Source organism: Nocardioides sp. J54, assembly GCF_000519005.1.
In the GTDB taxonomy this organism is placed as follows: domain Bacteria; phylum Actinomycetota; class Actinomycetes; order Propionibacteriales; family Nocardioidaceae; genus Nocardioides.
This window is the reverse complement of record NZ_JAER01000013.1, coordinates 87279-104737: the sequence shown is the minus strand read 5'-3', so window position 1 is coordinate 104737 and position 17459 is coordinate 87279. Positions and strand designations below refer to the sequence as shown.

Sequence of the window (17459 nt, the reverse complement as noted above, 5' to 3'; positions counted from 1 at the left end):
AGGTCCTCGGTGCCGAACTCCTGGCGCAGGCTCCTGGACCGCGACGCCGTGCTGGGAGCGGGCCTGTCGATCGAGGCGACGAGCGGATCGGCGTTCGGACGCCCGGACCGGGCCCGCCAGCTCGCTGGCACGATGCCCGAGCCCGACCACGAAACCGTTCGACAGCCGCCGCGGATCGTCGTACGGTTGTCTTGATGTCAAGATATCTGCCGGAGCGCGTCGCCCGCCTCGCCGGCCCCACCTCGCTCGTGCGCCGTCTGTCGGTCCAGTCGGTGCTCTCCGCGTTCGGCGACGGGGTCTTCCTCACCGGCAGCGCGGTCTTCTTCACCCAGGTCGTGGGGCTGTCCGCCGCGCAGGTCGGCCTCGGCCTGTCGATCGCCGGTGCGGTCACCTTCCTGCTCGCCGTGCCGCTCGGGAAGGTCAGCGACCGCTTCGGTGCGAAGCGGGTGTGGATGCTGTCCTCGCTGGTCGAGGCGCTGCTCTACCTCGCCTGGCTGCTGGCGGGCGGCTTCGCCACCTTCGTGGCGGTGCTCGTCGTGCTGCAGCTGGTGACGACCGCGAGCCGCTCGGCCCGCAACGCCTACCGCTTCGACATCTTCCCGCGCGAGGAGCGGGTCTCCTCCAACGCGTACTTCCGTGCCGCCCGCAACGTCGGCTACACCTTCGGAGCCCTGCTCGCCGGCATCGCCCTGGCCACCAACGACGACGGCGTGATCCGCCTCGTCCCGGTCGCCACCGCGGCCCTGCTCGTGCTGAACGCTGCGCTCGTCGCGCGGATGCCGTCGGTGGTCCACCACGCCGAGGAGGCGCCGCTCGCGACGGCGCTCGAGGAGGCGGGCGACCGGCGCAGCGCCCTGCGCAACCGGGCGTACGTCGCCATGGCGGTCCTCGGCGGCGTGCTCGGCACGCACCAGGTGCTGCTCAACGTCGTCATCCCGCTGTGGCTGGTCGAGGAGACCGACGCCCCACGGGTCCTGCTCGCGTGGCTCTTCGGCACCAACACGGTGATGGCCGTCCTGCTGCAGGTCGCGGCCGCACGCGGCATCACCACCGTCGCCGACTCCCTGCGCGCCCAGCGCCGCGGGGCCTTCTTCTTCGTGCTCTCCTGCGGCATCGTGCTGGTCACCCACGACACCGTCGGCTGGGTGACGATCCTGCTGGTCTGGATCGGCCACGTCACCGTCACCGGCGCCGAGCTCTTCCAGTCCGCCGGCGAGTGGGGCCTGCAGGCCGAGCTCAGCGACCCGCGCCGCCGCGGGGAGTACCAGGGCGTCTCGCAGCTCGGCTACACCCTCGGCACCGTGTGGGCACCTGCGCTCTACACCTGGCTCGCCATGGAGTGGGGCGCCCGCGGCTGGCTGGTCATCGCCGGCATCGTCGTCGTCGCGGCCGTCCTCATCCACCCCGCCGCCCGCGCCGCCGAGCGACACCTGACCCGGCTGGGCGTGGCGGCACCCGACCCTGCTTGAATCGACCGCTATGGCCACCGCGAAGCACTGGATTGCCGGCGCCCGACTCCGCACCCTGCCGGCCGCCCTGGCACCGGTGCTGGTCGGCACGGCCGTCGCCGTGCACGACGACCGCTCGGTGTGGTGGAAGGCGCTGCTCGCGATGGTCGTCAGCCTCGCGCTCCAGGTCGGCGTCAACTACGCCAACGACTACTCCGACGGCGTCCGCGGCACCGACGACGAGCGGGTCGGCCCGCTGCGCCTGGTCGGCTCCGGGCTCGCCACCCCGGCCGCGGTGAAGCGCGCGGCCTTCCTCTGCTTCGGCGTCGCCGCCGTCGCGGGCCTGGTCATCGCCGCCACCACCGCCTGGTGGCTGGTGGCGGTCGGCGCCGCCTGCGTGGTGGCGGCCTGGTACTACACCGGCGGCTCGAAGCCCTACGGCTACCTCGGCCTCGGCGAGGTGATGGTCTTCGTGTTCTTCGGCCTCGTCGCCACCGTCGGCACCACCTGGGTGCAGACCGAGCGCTGGGGCGACGCCGGCTGGGCCTCGGTCGCCGCCGGCACCGGCGTCGGTGCCCTGGCCTGCGCCATCCTCGTGGCCAACAACCTGCGCGACATCCCGACCGACGAGGTGGCGGGCAAGATCACCCTCGCCGTGCGACTGGGCGACCGCCGTACGCGCGGGTTCTACGCGCTCCTCGTCGCCGTCTCCGCCGCCGCCGTCGTGGTCCTCGCCGCGCTCACCACCTGGTGGGCCCTGCTCGGCCTCGGCTTCCTGCTGCCGGCCCTGCGCGCCGCCCGGACCGTCCTGGGCGGCGCCGGCGGCCCGGCCCTCATCCCCGTCCTCCAGCAGACCGGCATCGCCGAGCTCGGCTGGGCGGTCCTCGCCGGCATCGGCCTCGTCCTCGCTCGTTGAGACGTCACTTCTGGCGCGTCGAGACGTCAGTTCTGGCCTGTTGAAGCGTCAGAATTGGCCGGTCGAGTCGTCACTTCCGGCAGGTCGAGGCGTCAGCTCGTACGACGTCGCCGTACGTGACCGCTCGACGCGCCATTCCTGACGTCTCGACGCGCCATTCCTGACGTCTCGACGCGCCAGAACCGACCACTCGACCGACGAGAAGTGACGTCTCAACGAGACGAGGGACCCGGGAGGGTCAGTCCTCGTCCTCCTTGGACCGCATGTCGTCGTACTTCTTGCTGATCCGGCCGGCCCGGTCCTCGACCCGGAGCGCGAACGCGTTGCGCTGCCGCTCGAGGAGGACGTACGACGCCAGGCCGCTGACCAGGAAGGCGATCACGATGACGAGGAGGAGGTTCACCGAGTCGGCGATGAGGAACCACAGCCCGAAGACGATGCAGAACGCGCCGACGAAGAGGCCGACGCGCATGGCCGTGTAGATCCAGAACTCCTTCACTCCCCAAGGATAAGTCGCACCGTTGCCGGATCGAGACCCGGGGACCGGCCCCGCCGTCACCACGTCGGCCCTACTCTTGGTCGTGTGAAGCTGCTGCTCGTCGTCGTGATCTTCGCGGCGGTCACCTACCTCGCGATCCGCTGGATGCAGGACCGCGGGTTCGGTGGCGAGCAGGTGCCGCGCCGCCCCACCCGGCCCCGTCCGCCGACGCGTCCGGTCGCACCGGACGACGACGAGGCGTTCCTGCGCGAGCTGGAGTGGAAGCGCCGCCAGGCCGAGCGGCACAAGCCCGACCCGCCGGACGGCACCGGCCCCCAGTAGCCGGCCCCGACGGGTCAGCGGGGGTCGGCGGTGCCGACGTCCGTGCTGCTGTCGACGCTGCTGTCGACGGTGCTGTCGACGGTGCTGTCGACGGTGCTGCCGACGGTGCTGTCCACGATGCGCTCGGCGGCGTACGAGTGCTGGCTCGTGGTCGAGAAGTAGTTGATCCCGATGAAGTTGAACCACAGGGTGGCCAGGCCGACCAGCGCGAGCATCGCCGCACGGCGGCCCTTCCAGCCGGCGGTCGCCCGGGCGTGCAGGTAGCCCGCGTAGACGACCCAGGTGATGAACGCCCAGACCTCCTTGGGGTCCCAGTTCCAGTAACGCGACCAGGCCTCGTGCGCCCAGATCGGGCCGGTGATGAGGACGGCGAAGGTCCACACGGGGAACGCGAAGGCGTGCACGCGGTAGGCGAGGCGGTCCAGCGCGTCCGGCTGCGGCACCCGGGCCAGCCAGCCGCTGACCTCGCGGCCGGCGGCAGCCGCCTTGCGGTCGGCACGGGCGCGGACCAGGAACATGATCGAGGCGATGCCGCCGATGGTGAAGGCGCCGGTCGCGATCACTGCGGACACGACGTGGATGACCAGCCACGGCGAGTTGAGCGCCTCGGTGAGAGGGGCGACGGAGTCGTGCAGCCAGATCACGGCGACCATCAGCGTGGACACCACGAAGCAGACGACCAGCGGGCCCATCCACGCCAGGTTGAAGCGGCGGTAGAGCACGACGTAGAGCAGCGTGACGACGAAGGTGCCGCTCAGCGTGAACTCGTACATGTTGCCCCAGGGCACGCGGTTCGGGTCCGCGGCCATGCCGCGCCCGACGAGGGACACCAGGTGGGCCACGCAGGCCAGGCAGGTGAGCAGGAACCCGAGCCGGCCCAGGAAGGCGACCCGGTGCGACTCCCCCTCAGCAGGTACGACGGCAGCCTGCTCCGCCTCCGGTGCGCCAGCGCCGGCGGCGACCAGCTCACGCGTGGCGGCCGGCTGGCGCAGCGCCGCCCACTCCGCGAGGTGCACCAGCAGCGCCAGGAAGTACAGGACGCCGGCCACGGCGACCGTCTGGTTGCTCAGGGTCTCCCACTGGGTGTCACTCACTGTGCCTTCTCCTTGAGGCGGTCCAGCAGGGTGGAGAGGACCTCGCCCATCTCCCCGTTGCCGGACCTGTCGAGCACGGCGACCTCGACCCGAGTACCGCCGTCATCGGTCATTGTGCCGGGCACCGCCCGCACCCACACCCGGCGAGGCCGGATGAAGAGCGACGCGCAGAGCCCGATGAGGGCGAGGACGACGCCGATGAGGGCGACCTCCTTGCCCGGCGTCTGGCTGATCTGGACCCGGATCCAGGGCTTCACCTCGTCGAAGGTGACCGAGCCGAGCCCGTCGGGCAGCTCGAAGGTGTCACCGGGCTGCAGGTCGACGCGCACCGGCTTGCCGTCGACCTCGACGAGCTCGGCGTCGGTCTTGTCGAGGACGTAGATCGACTGCGAGCGGCCGGACTCATAGCCGAGGTCGCCGGTGTAGGCGAGCATCGACAGGGTCGGGTTGAGGTCGTCGCCGAAGACCGTGACCGGGTTGCCGTCGCGCATGTCGAAGGACGGGTAGAACAGGCCCTCCAGGCCGAGCTGCGGGTCCACGACCGGGGGCTTGATGACCCCGAAGGACAGGAAGCTCGCGTCCTGCGGGAGGAACACGGTCGGGCCGGTGTAGGTCACCTCGCCCTCGGCGTCGCGCACGGTGACGACCGGCGCGTAGCCGTGGCCGATCAGGAACACGTCGGTGCCGTCGACCTCGAGCGGGTGGTTGACCCGCAGGTCGTACTCCTTGCGCTCGCCGTCGCGGCCCTGCTGGTAGGTCAGGTGCGCCTCGAACTTGCGCGCCTGCCCGGTCCGCGGACCCTCCTTGAGCCACTCGACCTCGAAGTCCTCGACGGTGAACCGGAAGTCCTCCATCTGCTGCTGGCGGAACAACCCGCCCGGCTTGAAGTCGTCGTACTGCGTCAGGTTGTTGCTGAAGGTGCTGCCCTCGACGAGGATCACGCCGCCCTGGTAGCCCCACAGCCCGCCGACGGCGAAGCCGGCGAGCACGACGAGCACCGACAGGTGGAAGAGCAGGTTGCCGGCCTCGCGCAGGTGCCCGCGCTCGGCCGCGACGAAGTTGTCGCCGGCGCCGGTCCGCCGCAGCCGGTGGCCGCGCCCCAGCACCTCACGAGCCCGGGCGAGCACCTCGTCGGCCGCCAGGTCCGTCGTGTACGACGCGTGGACGGGCATCCGGGTGAGGTGGCGCGGCGCCGCGGGCGGCTCGGCGCGCAGGGCCCGGAAGTAGACGAACAGCCGCGGCACGATGCAGCCGACGAGCGAGACGACGAGCAGCAGGTAGATCGCGGAGAACCACGGCGAGGAGTAGACCGAGAACAGGTCGAGCCGCTCGTAGAGCGGCGTCAGCTTCGGGTGCTCGTCCTTCCACCGGGTGACGGCGAGCGAGTCGACGTCGGCCTGCGGGATCACCGACCCCGGGATGGCGGCGAGGGCGAGCAGCAGGAGCAGCACCAGCGCCGTCCTCATCGAGGTGACCTGGCGCCACGTCCAGCGCAGCAGCTCGCGCGCGGTGAGCTCCCCGGGCCGCCGCTCCTCGCTGCGCGGGGCCTGCTCGGTCCCGGTCGTCACAGCGCGGTCTCCCCGAACTCGACGGTGCGCAGCTGGGCCCACTGCACGACGTGGTCCCACCAGCCGGTGACCATGAGGAGCCCGATCACGACGAGGAAGGCGCCACCGACCCGCATGAATGCCAGCTGGTGGCGGCGCACCCAGCCCAGGGCGCGGGAGAGGCGGTTGTAGAGGACCGCGACGACGACGAACGGCAGGCCCAGGCCGAGCGCGTAGCACAGCGCGAGCAGCCCGCCGCGGGCCGCGGTCGCGCCGTCGGCGAAGGTCAGGTTGAGGATCACGCCGAAGGTCGGGCCGACGCACGGCGTCCACCCGATCGCGAAGAGGGCGCCGATCAGCGGGGCGGCGCCGAGGCCGACCGCGGGCACCTTGTGGATGCGCAGGTCGCGCTGGAAGATCGACAGCACGCCGGCGAAGACCAGGCCGAGCACGACGAGCACGACGCCGAGGCCGAGCTGGAGCTCGTCCTGCCAGCGGCGCAGCGGCCGGCCGATCGAACCGAAGGCGGTGCCGTAGAAGACGAAGACGACGGCGAAGCCGAGCACGAAGAGGATCGACCCGAGCAACATCCGGCCGCGGCGGTTGCCCGCCTCACCGGCGGCGAGGTCGGCGCCGGACAGGCCGGTCGCGTAGGAGAGGTAGCCGGGCAGCAGCGGCAGGACGCACGGGGAGAAGAAGGAGACAAGCCCGGCGATCGCGGCGACCGGGATCGCCAAGCCGAGCGACCCGGCGGCCGCCTGCTCCTGGAACCACTCACCCATCAGACGGTCCCCATCAGGCGCTCTCCGCCAGGACGTCCTCGACGAGGGTGACCAGGGTGCCCTTCGACGGCACGGGGCCGTTGATCAGGGCCGCGACCCGACCGTCGGGGTCGAGGACCAGCGTCGCCGGCATCGACGGCGGCGCGTAGTCGCCCAGCGCGAGCAGGGACTCGCTGCCCGGGTCGTAGAGCGAGGGGTAGTCGACGCCGCGGTCCCGCTCGAAAGCCGCGGCGTTCTCGGGCGCGAGGTCACGGATGTTGATGCCGACGAAGGCGACCCGGTCGGGCTGGTCCTCGCCGAGCTGGTCCTCGGCGTCGACGAGCATCGGCATCTCGGTGCGGCACGGGCCGCAGCCGGACCACCAGACGTTGAGGACCACGGCCTTGCCGCGCAGGTCGGTCACGTCGAGCGGCTCGCCCTGGACCGTCGTACCGCTGATCTCGACGGGGTCCTGCCGCTTCTCCGTCGCGACCTGGACGATCGCGCCGCTGCCCCCGACGTACTCGAGGTCGCCCGTCCCGCCGACGTCGGTGCACGCAGTCGTCAGCAGGGGTACGACGGCCAGGGCGGCCGCCGCGCGGGCGAGGCGCATCATGCCGGCGGCGTCCCCTCCGGCTTGTTCTCCTCGGGGGCGTCACCGGCCGAGAACGGCGCGGCGATGTCGCCGGTCGGGATGAGGTCGATCGCCGGCTCGGCGTAGGAGATCTCGACGAGCCGGTCGCCGGCGAACCCGAAGGAGGTGATCGAGCACAGGGTGCACTGCCGCTTGCGCGGGTCGTGCAGGAAGGAGCGCTTCTCCGCCGCCAGGCGGGTCGTCCAGATCGGCAGCTGGTGGGAGACCAGGACGGCCTCGTGGCCCTCGGCCTCGAGGCGCGCGTCGTGGACGGCGGCCATCATCCGGGCGACGATCGCCTTGTACGGCTCGCCCCACGACGGCCGGAACGGGTTGTAGAGGTGGCGCCACAGCAGCGGGTTGCGCAGCGCGTTGTTGCCCTTGCCGAAGGTCAGGCCCTCGAACCGGTTCTCCGACTCGATGACCCGCGGCTCCGGGCCGACCTCGAGCCCGAGCGCGGCGGCGAGCGGCGCGGCGGTCTCCTGCGCCCGCTCGAGCGGCGAGGAGCGGATGACGGTGATGTCGTTGCCCTGGAGGGCCTCGGCGACCCGGTCGGCCATCGCGCGGCCGCGGGTCGAGAGGTGGAAGCCGTCGCGGCGGCCGTAGAGGATGCCGCCGGGGTTGTGGACCTCGCCGTGGCGGACGAGGTGGACGATCGTGTCGGGGCTGGTCATGTCAGCTCTCCTGGGAGGTTGCGGCCGCGGCCGCGGCGCGGGCGGCCGCCGGCAGGGCGTCGAGGACCTGCTGGACGGCCCGGTCGTCGTGCGAGGCCGAGACGAACCACGCCTCGTAGGCCGACGGCGGCAGGTGCACGCCCTGGTCGAGCATGGAGTGGAAGAGCGCGGCGTACGCCGGCACGTCGGTGCGCTGCGCCTCCGCGTAGCTCGTCACCGGCTCCTCGGTGAGGAAGACCGAGAACATCGAGCCGGTCGACTGGATGACGTGCGGGAGGCCGGCGGCGGTGAACGTCTCGGTGACGCCGGCGCGCAGGGCGCCGGCGACCTCGTCGAGGCGGGCGTAGACCTCGTCGGTCGCCGCGGTGAGGGTGGCCAGGCCGGCGGCGGTGGCGACGGGGTTCCCGGACAGGGTGCCGGCCTGGTAGACCGGCCCCTCCGGCGCGAGGTGGCCCATGACGTCGGCGCGGCCGCCGAAGGCCGCGGCGGGCAGGCCGCCGCCCATCACCTTGCCGAAGGTCATCAGGTCCGGCGCCCAGCCCTCGACGGCGCCGTCGGTGCCCCACTGGCCGCTGCGCGAGACGCGGAAGCCGGTCATCACCTCGTCGCTGATGAACAGCGCCCCGTGGGCGCGGCAGGTCTCGGCGAGGAACTGGTTGAAGCCGGGCGCCGGCGGGACCACGCCCATGTTGCCGGGGGCGGCCTCGGTGATCAGGCAGGCGATCCGGTCGCCGTGCTCGGCGAAGGCCGCCGTCACCGCGTCGCGGTCGTTGTAGGGCAGCACCAGGGTGAGCTCGGTGGAGCTGGCCGGGACGCCGGGGGTGCCGGGGATGGAGAAGGTGGTCAGCCCGGAGCCGGCCGAGGCGAGCAGCGAGTCGACGTGGCCGTGGTAGCAACCGGCGAACTTCACGACGACGTCACGGCCGGTGAAGCCACGGGCGAGCCGGATCGCCGACATGGTCGCCTCGGTGCCGGAGGAGACCAGGCGCAACCGCTCGACGGGGGTGCGCTCGACGATCGCCTCGACGAGGGCGACCTCGCCCTCCGTGGGCGTGCCGTACGACGTGCCGCGGGCCACCGCGGCCTGCACGGCCTCGAGCACGGCCGGGTGGCCGTGGCCCAGGAGCATCGGCCCCCAGGAGCAGATCAGGTCGACGTAGGTGTTGCCGTCGACGTCGGTCAGCCAGGGGCCGGAGGCGGAGCGGATGAAGCGCGGGGTGCCGCCGACGGCGTTGAACGCACGCACCGGCGAGTTGACCCCGCCCGGGGTCACCGCTCGGGCCCGGGCGAAGAGGTCGTCGGAGCCGCTGGTCACGCCGGTGGTCTCGAGATCGGGCACCGAAGCATTGTCACCGATCGACCCTGACCGGCCGACATCGCCGTCGCTTCCTGAGAGCCGCCTGAACGCGCGGGCCCGCGCGGGGGTGGCACCGGATCCGGTGTCGCCGTGTCGCGGACACCTACCACACCGCCCGCATTGTGGGCTGGATCATGTGACACCCGTAACCCCGCTGTGTCACGATTCGTTGACCAGGTGTCGCGCCCGTCTCGACGGTCCCACCGTGGGTCGGTCGGAGCGGCCGGCGTACAGGTGGGGGCTTAGAGGGAGCGGCCCACGCGAGAAGGCCACCGGTGGTGGCCAGGGGAGAGAGACGGTACATGTCGAGGAAGCGTCTGGGACGGCTGCAGCGCGCCGCCACCATCATTCCGCTCGCTCTGCTGTCGGCAGCGTGGACGGCCTCCGTCGCCGGCATCGGCGGCGTGACGGCCCCGGTCGTCGCGGCCCCGAGCCCGGGCCAGGTCACCGACGGCACCTCGGTGCCCGAGGAGTCCATCGAGGACCCGGCGAGCCTGTCCGACCCCGCTGAGGTGGAGGGCCTCAACGGCGGCAACGCGGCGGGCATCGTCAACGCGGCGTCGACCAACGCGATCCCCGCGGCTGCCCTGGCGGCGTACCAGCGGGCCGAGACGGTCATCAACTCCGCCGACAAGACCTGCAACATCACCTGGCAGCTGATCGCCGCGATCGGCCGCGTGGAGTCCGACCACGGCCGCTTCGGCGGCAACGTCCTCAACGACGACGGCGTGGCGACCCCCGGCATCTACGGCATCCCGCTGAACGGCAAGAACGGCACGAAGGCGATCTCGGACACCGACGCCGGCGTCTACGACAACGACACCCAGTGGGACCGCGCCGTCGGCCCGATGCAGTTCATCCCGTCGACCTGGCAGGTCGTGGGCGTGGACGCCGACGACGACGCCTCCCGCAACCCGCAGGACATCGACGACGCTGCGCTCGCCGCCGCCGTCTACCTCTGCTCCGGCGACGGCGACCTCTCCACCGTCGCCGGCCAGCGCGCGGCCGTCTTCCGCTACAACCACAGCGACGCGTACGTCGACCTGGTCCTGCGGATCATGAACGCCTACCTCGAGGGTGACTTCACCTCGGTCCCGAACAACACGACCGCCGCTGGCTACGTCGTGCCCGAGCCGCCGAGCTTCAACGTCGACGGCCCGAAGACCACCAAGGGCCGCAAGGGCAACAGCTCGACCGGCGGCTCCACGGGCGGCTCGAACGGCGGCTCCGCCGGCGGCAGCACCGACGGCGGCTCCAACGCCGGCGGCGGCAGCGGTGACGGCGGCGGCTCCGGCGACGGCGGCGGCAGCACCGGCGGCGGTGGCGGCGGCACCGGTGGCGGCACCGGCGGCGGCAAGCTGCCCGAGCCGATCCAGAAGGGCGCCGAGGCCGTCAAGGAGACGGTCGAGACGATCGACGAGGGCGTCGGCACGGTGACCTCGAACCTGATCGCCGGCCTGCTCGGCCCGCTCACCAAGGCGGAGGCCCGCAGCGAGTGCCAGGCCGCCTACCCGAAGCTGACGCAGAGCCTGCAGCTGCTCAACTGCCTGCTCAGCTACGGACTCGGCAAGTAGCGCAGACCGACCCGCAAGAGCCCCGGCCCACCCCCCAGGCCGGGGCTCTTGTCATTTCCCGCCGCGACTCCCACGGCTTGCCGCCGGGCGGCGGCAGGACCGACGCACGACAGGCGACACGCTCGGGCAGCCAGCACTGCGGATCGCTCCTGCGCCGAACCTCGACACCACCCGCACGGCTGCGCCGGACTGGGGCCACCACAGTCCGCCAGAGAAGGCCCGGCGGTTTCGAGGCTCGGCCGCGGGCGGCCTCGCACCTCAACCACCGGGAGCAACGCCCGCCCGCCTACCTCCGCCTCGCCGCCAGGCGGAGCAGGCCCTACGCAAGACAACCGCGGCGCGGCAGCGTGGCGCCCGCGCCGCAGGCGCGTCGAGGACAAGTGCGGGCCGAGCCGGCGAGCGCCCGCGCGCAGGCCTCGACAGGCGACACGCTCGCGCAGTTCAGTGCAGTTCAGCCCAGCAGGCCGGCGGCTTCCGTGGCCCAGTAGGTGAGGATCACGTCCGCGCCGGCGCGGTTGATCGCGGTGAGGGTCTCGAGGATGGCGGCCTCGCGGTCGATCCAGCCGTTGGCGGCGGCGGCCTCGACCATGGCGTACTCCCCCGAGATGTTGTACGCCGCCGTCGGCACGCCGAGCTCGCCGGCGGCGTCGGCGACGCGGCGCAGCACGTCGAGGTAGGCCAGGGCGGGCTTGACCATGACGATGTCGGCACCCTCCTCGATGTCGAGGAGCACCTCACGGATGCTCTCGCGGCCGTTGCGGGCGTCCTGCTGGTAGGTGCGCCGGTCGCCCTCGAGCGAGCTGTCGACGGCCTCGCGGAAGGGACCGAAGAAGGCGGAGGCGTACTTCGCGGAGTAGGCGAGGATGCCCACGTCGGTGAAGCCGGCCGCGTCGAGCGCGTCGCGCACGACGGCGACCTGGCCGTCCATCATCCCGCTGGGGCCGACCATGTGGACGCCGGCCTGCGCCTGCACGACCGCCATGTCGGCGTACCGGGCCAGGGTGGCGTCGTTGTCGACGGTGCCCTCGGGGGTGAGCACCCCGCAGTGGCCGTGGTCGGTGAACTCGTCGAGGCACAGGTCGCCCATCACCACGAGCGCGTCGCCGACCTCGCTGACGACGTCGGCGATGGCGACGTTGAGGATGCCGTCGGGGTCGGTGGCGCCGGTGCCGTCGGCGTCCTTGGCCTGCGGGACGCCGAAGAGCATCACCCCGCGCAGGCCGGCCTCGGCGGCCTCCGTCGCGGCGCGGCGCAGCGAGTCGCGACTGTGCTGGACGACGCCCGGCATGGAGCTGATCGGCGCCGGCTCGCTCGCCCCCTCCCGCACGAACATCGGGAGCACCAGCTGCGCCGGGCGCAGGGTGGTCTCGGCGACCAGGTCCCGCATCGCGGGGGTGGTGCGCAGGCGGCGCGGGCGGACGACGGGACGGGCGAGGTCGGTCACCCGTCCATCCTAGGAGCGCCCGCCACGCCGTCCCCACCGGACGGTCGAGGCGTCACTCGTGGCGGGTTGAAGGGTCACTTCGGGCTCGTCGAGACGTCAGTTGTGGCCCGTTGAGTGATCACTTCTGGCCCGTCGAGACGTCACGGCCGGCGTACGCGCGGGACGCGACCACTCGACGTGCCCCAACTGACCATTCGACGGGCCACAGCTGACGTCTCACCCGCCACAACTGACGTCTCGACGCGCCAGGAGTGACGTCCCGACGGGGTCGCTGGGGAGACCGGCACCGGCCCCGCCCCGGATGACGGGGGCGGGGCCGGTGGAGGACCGGGCTGGCGGGGGTCAGGCCTTCTTGCGGCGCGAGGACGGCTTGCGGTCGCTCGGCTTCGTGACCGGCTCCCCCGCCTCGATCATCGCGGCGCGACGCTCGGCACCGAAGCCGGCGAGGGCCTCGACGAGCAGGTCGACGTCCGGCTTGGGGGCCATCACGTCGACGCGCAGGCCGTGCTCCTCGGCGGTCTTCGCCGTGGCGGGCCCGATGACGGCGATGACCGTCGACGGGTGCGGCTTGCCGGCGATGCCGACGAGGTTGCGCACGGTCGAGGACGACGTGAAGACGACGGCGTCGAACTTGCCGGTCTTGATCGCGTCGCGGGTCGGCGCCGGCGGCGGGGCGGCCCGGACGGTGCGGTACGCCGTGACGTCGTCGCACTCCCAGCCGAGGTCGATCAGGCCGGCGACGAGGTTCTCGGTCGCGATGTCGGCACGCGGCAGGAAGACCCGGTTGATCGGGTCAAGCTGCTCGTCGTACTCGGGCCAGTCCTCGAGGAGGCCGGCGGCGGACTGTTCGCCGGAGGGCACCAGGTCGGCGCGCAGGCCCCAGTTCGCGATCGCCTCGGCGGTCTTGTCGCCGACCGCGGCGATCTTGAGGCCGGAGAAGGCACGGGCGTCGAGGCCGTACTCCTCGAACTTCTCCCGGACCGCCTTGACGGCGTTGACCGAGGTGAACGCGATCCACTCGTAGCGGCCCTCGACGAGGCCGCGGACGGCCTTGTCCATCTGCTGCGGGTTGCGCGGCGGCTCGACCGAGATGGTCGGGACCTCCTCCGGCACGCCGCCGAACTCGCGGATGCGCTGCGAGAGCGAGGCGGACTGCTCCTTGGTGCGAGGCACCAGGACGCGCCAGCCGAACAGCGGCTTGGTCTCGAACCACGACAGCTTCTCGCGCAGGTCGACGACCGAGCCGATGACCGTGATGGCCGGCGGCGCGATCCGGGCGGCGCGGGCGTCCGCGGCGATCCGCTCGAGGGTCGAGGTGACCGTCTGCTGCTCGGTGGTGGTGCCGACGCGGGTCATCGCGACCGGGGTCTCCGGCTTGCGGCCGATCGCGATCAGCTGCTTGGCGATGTCGCCGATCTGGCCGACCGCCGAGAGCAGGACGAGGGTCGGGGAGTCGGCGTAGCGGCTCCAGTCGACCTTGTCGCCGCAGGTCACCACGGCCACCTCGCGGTGGTCCTTGGTGGTCAGCGGGATGCCGGCGTACGCCGGGACCGCACCGATCGACGAGACGCCGGGGACGACCTCGAAGGCGATGCCGGCCTTGGCGACGGCCTGCGCCTCCTCGGGGCCCGAGGCGTAGAGGAACGGGTCGCCGCCGAGGAGGCGCACGACGCGCAGGCCGCGCTTGGCCTGCTTCAGCACCACCTTCGCGCGGGCGGCGTGGGTCAGCGGCTGGCCGTCCTCGCCGAAGCCGCCGTCGACGACCTCGAGCTCGTCGGTGGTGTCCTCGCCGACGGTCGCGGCCCGGGCGCGTACGACGCGGACCAGGTCGGCGTGGGCGGGGTCCTCGGTGACGACGACGTCGGCGTCCTCGATGAGCTTGACCGCACGCACCGTCAGCAGGTCCGGGTCACCGGGGCCGGTGCCGACGAAGGCAACACCGCCGGGCTTGGCCTGGGGGGCGGGAGTCGGGGCAGCCGACTTGGCTGTCGTGGCTCGCGTCATGCGTTGTGCACCTCTGCAGGTCGTGCGGATGGGGGGACTTGGTCTCCGTGGGGTGGCGGGCCGGGTGGTCCGACCAGGTCGCCGGCGCCGTCCTCGAGCATCTCGGCGGCGACGGACGCACCCAGCGCGGCCGCGGCCGCCGGCCAGCCGGCGGGTTCGGCGCCGAGCGGGGCCGACCCGGACCGACGCACCGACAGGGCGCCGTCGGGCGAGAGGATCACCGCCCGCAGCCAGATCTCGGGGCCGTCGTCGCCCTCGGCCAGCTCGGCCAGGGCTCCGATCGGGGCGGCGCAGCCACCCTCGAGGTGAGCCATCAGGGTGCGCTCGGCGCTGATCGCGGCCCGGGTGGCGGGGTCGTCGAGCTGCGCGACCAGCGCGATCGTCTCGGCGTCGTCGCTGCGGCACTCCACCGCGAGCGCGCCCTGGCCGGGGGCCGGGAGCACCTGGAGCGGGTCGAGCACCTCGGTCGCCTCGTCGGCGCGGCCGAGGCGGGCCAGGCCGGCACGCGCGAGCACGACCGCGTCGAGCTCGCCGGAGCGGACCTTGCCGATGCGGGTGTCGACGTTGCCGCGCAGGCCGCTGATCTCCAGGCCGAGGCCGAGCGCCTCGAGCTGCGCGACCCGGCGGGGCGAACCGGTGCCGACGCGGCTGCCGACGGGCAGCTCGCCGAGGGTGAGGCCGTCACGGGCGACGATCACGTCGCGCGGGTCCTGGCGCGGGGGTACGGCGACGAGGGTGATCCCCTCCTCGGCGTACGTCGGCAGGTCCTTCAGCGAGTGCACGGCCACGTCGACCTCGCCGGCCAGCAGCGCGTCACGCAGGGCGCTGACGAACACGCCGGTCGACGGGGCGCCGGCGAGCGGGGTGTTCTCGGCCTGGCTGCGGTCGCCGTCGGTGGTGATCTCCACCAGCGGCGTCTCGATGCCGGCGAGCTCGCGCAGGGCGTCGGCGACGTGCCCGGACTGGGTGGTGGCCAGCGCGCTGCGACGGGTGCCGATGCGCAGGGAGGTGATGGTCACGAGCCTGCCTCCTCGACGCCGATCGGGCGGGTCACGGCGTCGACGGCCTCGGGGTCGAGCGCGAAGAGCTCGGCGAGCGCGGCGGCGTAGGACACCGCGCCCTGCTCGTTCGCGAGCTCCTTGACGCGCACGGTGGGCTCGTGGAGCAGCTTGTCGGCGACGCGGCGCACCGCGTGGCGAATCTCGTTGCGGGTGGTCTCGTCGAGGTCCGGCAGGCGGCTCTCGAGGCGGCTCATCTCGGCGTCGACGACGTTGGTCGCCATCGAGCGGAGCGCGACCACGGTCGGGGTGACGCTGGCCTGGCGGCGGGCGGCGAGGAAGGCGGTGACCTCCTCGCCGAGGATCCGGCGGACCTCGAGGACCTCGCGGCCGGTCGCCCCGCCCTGCAGGAGCTCGGCGAGCTCGGCCAGGCCGACCAGGGAGACGCCCGGCAGGTCGCGCACGTCGCGGTCGATGTCGTGCGGCAGCGCGAGGTCGATCAGCCCGAGCGGCCGGTCGCTGCCCACCCGGGCGGCGGCCAGCTGCGGGACGTCGATGACGGTGCCGGCCGAGCCGGTGCAGGAGATGACGACGTCGGCGCGCGCGAGCTCGGCACCGAGCTGCCCGAGCGGGGCGGCGTGGCCGTCGTACTGCGCGGCGAGGCGCTCGGCGCGGTCGGCGGAGCGGTTGACGACGGTGAGCCGGCCGACGCCGAGCCGGCGCACGGTCGCGGTGGCCAGCCCGGCCATCGCGCCGGCACCGACGATGACGACGTCCTTGCCGGCGACGTCGCCGACGACCTTCGCGGTCTCCTGGAGGGCGGCGGTGACCAGCGTCGGGGCGACCTGGTCGATGCCGGTCTCGGCGCGGGTGCGCTTGCCGACGCGCAGCGCCTGCTGGAAGAGGGAGTTGAGGGCGGGCCCGACGGTGCCGAGCTCCTGGCCGCGGCGCAGCGCCTCGCGGGTCTGGCCGAGGATCTGGCCCTCGCCGACGGCCATGGAGTCGAGGCCCGCGGCGACCTGGAAGAGGTGCGAGATCGCGCCGTCGTCGTAGTGGACGTAGAGGTGCGGGAGCATCGCCTCGGTCGACTCGCCGGCGCGGTCGACCAGGAGCCGGGAGATCTGCTCGATGCTGCCGTGGAAGCGCTCGACCTCGGTGTAGACCTCGAGGCGGTTGCAGGTCGCGATGACGGTGGCCTCGGAGACGTGCTCGAAGGAGGCAGCGTCGGTCATCAGCTTGTGGATGCCGTCCTCGTCGAGGGCGACGCGCTCGAGCAGCGACATCGGCGCGGAGTTGTGGGAGATGCCCACCACCAGGACGCTCATGCGGCACCTCCGTCGGTGGCAGCGGCCGCGGCGGCGGCGCCCTGCGTGGCCCCACCGGCCTTGCGCTGCTCGTGGTAGGCGAGGATCTGCAGCTCGATCGACAGGTCGACCTTGCGCACGTCCACGCCCTCGGGCACGGTCAGCACGGCCGGGGCGAAGTTGAGGATGCTGGTGATGCCCATCGCGACCATGCGGTCGGCGACGTCCTGGGCGGCGAACGCCGGCGTGGCGATGACGCCGATGGCGACGTCGTGGGTGCGGACGATCTCCTCGAGGTCGTCGAAGGGCTGCACCTCCACCCCCGCGACGGTCTGCCCGATCAGGGCCGGGTCGGCGTCGAGCAGCGCGACGACCCGGAAGCCGCGGCTGCGGAAGCCGGAGTAGTTGGCGAGCGCGTGGCCGAGGTTTCCGATGCCGACGATGACGACCGGCCAGTCCTGGGTGACGCCGATCTCGCGGGCGATCTGGTAGCGCAGGTAGTCGACGTCGTACCCGACGCCGCGGGTGCCGTAGCTGCCGAGGTAGGACAGGTCCTTGCGCAGCTTGGCGCTGTTGACCCCGGCGGCGGACGCGAGGTCCTCGCTCGAGCAGGTGCGGATACCGTTGTCGGCCAGCGCCGTCAGCGCCCGCAGGTAGACAGGCAGGCGGGCGACGGTGGCCTCCGGGATCACCCGGGTGGCGTCAGTCGAACTCCGTGCGGTCACAGCTCCACTTTCCAGCCGCGCCGACCTGTCCCATGGGGCGCGACTCGTTCACTGTAGGAGTTTGTGAACGTGAGAACAAAATTGGAGAAATCGGCCGGAATGTGCCCATCCTGTGCCCTCGGCGCCGCCGTGGCGCGGGCCACGCACCGCGGCACCTGA

General features: G+C 72.7%; 16 protein-coding genes. 4 read left to right on the top strand and 12 right to left on the bottom strand.

What is annotated here, in order from left to right; translation table 11 throughout:
* The first annotated feature begins 194 nt into the window (after positions 1-194).
* Both NOCJ54_RS25290 and NOCJ54_RS0111375 read left to right on the top strand, forming a co-directional pair.
* Positions 195-1469: an MFS transporter gene (locus NOCJ54_RS25290; RefSeq protein ID WP_051485746.1), complete on the top strand. Its 1275-nt coding sequence runs from the start codon at positions 195-197 to the stop codon at positions 1467-1469.
* A 10-nt stretch (positions 1470-1479) separates the two neighbouring features.
* On the top strand, positions 1480-2364 hold the full coding sequence (locus NOCJ54_RS0111375; RefSeq protein ID WP_028655603.1) for a 1,4-dihydroxy-2-naphthoate polyprenyltransferase: 885 nt from the start codon (positions 1480-1482) through the stop codon (positions 2362-2364).
* Positions 2365-2602: 238 nt separating this feature from the next.
* Here NOCJ54_RS0111375 and NOCJ54_RS0111370 read toward each other — a convergent pair whose 3' ends face one another.
* Positions 2603-2863 (bottom strand): DUF4229 domain-containing protein, encoded by a 261-nt coding sequence (locus NOCJ54_RS0111370; RefSeq protein ID WP_028655602.1) that lies wholly within the window; start codon positions 2861-2863, stop codon positions 2603-2605.
* Between the two features lie 84 nt (positions 2864-2947).
* Here NOCJ54_RS0111370 and NOCJ54_RS25285 point away from each other — a divergent pair, with 84 nt between their 5' ends.
* On the top strand, positions 2948-3184 hold the full coding sequence (locus NOCJ54_RS25285) for a hypothetical protein (RefSeq protein ID WP_051485745.1): 237 nt from the start codon (positions 2948-2950) through the stop codon (positions 3182-3184).
* Positions 3185-3198: 14 nt separating this feature from the next.
* Here the strand turns inward: NOCJ54_RS25285 and ccsB are convergent, their stop codons facing one another.
* Genes ccsB through hemL form a run of 6 tightly spaced genes read right to left on the bottom strand, consistent with a single transcriptional unit; the run spans position 3199 to position 9233 of the window.
* Positions 3199-4278, bottom strand: coding sequence for a c-type cytochrome biogenesis protein CcsB (gene ccsB / locus NOCJ54_RS25280; RefSeq protein ID WP_084255072.1), 1080 nt, complete (start codon positions 4276-4278; stop codon positions 3199-3201).
* Positions 4275-5846, bottom strand: coding sequence for a cytochrome c biogenesis protein ResB (resB, locus tag NOCJ54_RS0111355; RefSeq protein WP_028655601.1), 1572 nt, complete (start codon positions 5844-5846; stop codon positions 4275-4277). Before resB ends, ccsB begins: the two co-directional genes overlap by 4 nt.
* On the bottom strand, positions 5843-6607 hold the full coding sequence (locus NOCJ54_RS0111350) for a cytochrome c biogenesis CcdA family protein (RefSeq protein ID WP_028655600.1): 765 nt from the start codon (positions 6605-6607) through the stop codon (positions 5843-5845). Before NOCJ54_RS0111350 ends, resB begins: the two co-directional genes overlap by 4 nt.
* Positions 6608-6620: 13 nt before the next feature.
* Complete coding sequence (locus NOCJ54_RS0111345) at positions 6621-7202, bottom strand: TlpA disulfide reductase family protein (RefSeq protein WP_028655599.1); 582 nt, start codon at positions 7200-7202, stop codon at positions 6621-6623.
* The gene (locus NOCJ54_RS0111340) at positions 7199-7894 is read right to left on the bottom strand and encodes a histidine phosphatase family protein (protein ID WP_028655598.1); all 696 of its coding nucleotides are present in this window, start codon (positions 7892-7894) and stop codon (positions 7199-7201) included. Before NOCJ54_RS0111340 ends, NOCJ54_RS0111345 begins: the two co-directional genes overlap by 4 nt.
* A 1-nt stretch (position 7895) precedes the next feature.
* Positions 7896-9233: a glutamate-1-semialdehyde 2,1-aminomutase gene (gene hemL / locus NOCJ54_RS0111335; RefSeq protein ID WP_232221754.1), complete on the bottom strand. Its 1338-nt coding sequence runs from the start codon at positions 9231-9233 to the stop codon at positions 7896-7898.
* A 320-nt stretch (positions 9234-9553) separates the two neighbouring features.
* Here hemL and NOCJ54_RS28230 point away from each other — a divergent pair, with 320 nt between their 5' ends.
* Positions 9554-10825, top strand: coding sequence for a lytic murein transglycosylase (locus NOCJ54_RS28230; protein WP_051485744.1), 1272 nt, complete (start codon positions 9554-9556; stop codon positions 10823-10825).
* Between the two features lie 451 nt (positions 10826-11276).
* On the opposite strand, the gene hemB is transcribed toward NOCJ54_RS28230, so the two are convergent.
* The 5 genes from hemB to NOCJ54_RS25265 form a co-directional block, all read right to left on the bottom strand.
* Positions 11277-12269, bottom strand: a complete 993-nt coding sequence (gene hemB, locus NOCJ54_RS0111325; RefSeq protein WP_028655596.1) for a porphobilinogen synthase — start codon at positions 12267-12269, stop codon at positions 11277-11279.
* Between the two features lie 342 nt (positions 12270-12611).
* Positions 12612-14273, bottom strand: a complete 1662-nt coding sequence (locus NOCJ54_RS0111320) for a uroporphyrinogen-III synthase (RefSeq protein WP_028655595.1) — start codon at positions 14271-14273, stop codon at positions 12612-12614.
* A complete protein-coding gene (gene hemC, locus NOCJ54_RS25270) occupies positions 14270-15286 on the bottom strand; it encodes a hydroxymethylbilane synthase (RefSeq protein WP_084255077.1) in 1017 nt (338 codons plus the stop codon). The genes NOCJ54_RS0111320 and hemC overlap by 4 nt, the downstream gene beginning before the upstream one ends.
* Positions 15287-15288: 2 nt before the next feature.
* Complete coding sequence (locus tag NOCJ54_RS0111310) at positions 15289-16596, bottom strand: glutamyl-tRNA reductase (RefSeq protein WP_028655594.1); 1308 nt, start codon at positions 16594-16596, stop codon at positions 15289-15291.
* A complete protein-coding gene (locus NOCJ54_RS25265; RefSeq protein ID WP_051485743.1) occupies positions 16593-17300 on the bottom strand; it encodes a redox-sensing transcriptional repressor Rex in 708 nt (235 codons plus the stop codon). Before NOCJ54_RS25265 ends, NOCJ54_RS0111310 begins: the two co-directional genes overlap by 4 nt.
* Between the last annotated feature and the right edge of the window lie 159 nt (positions 17301-17459).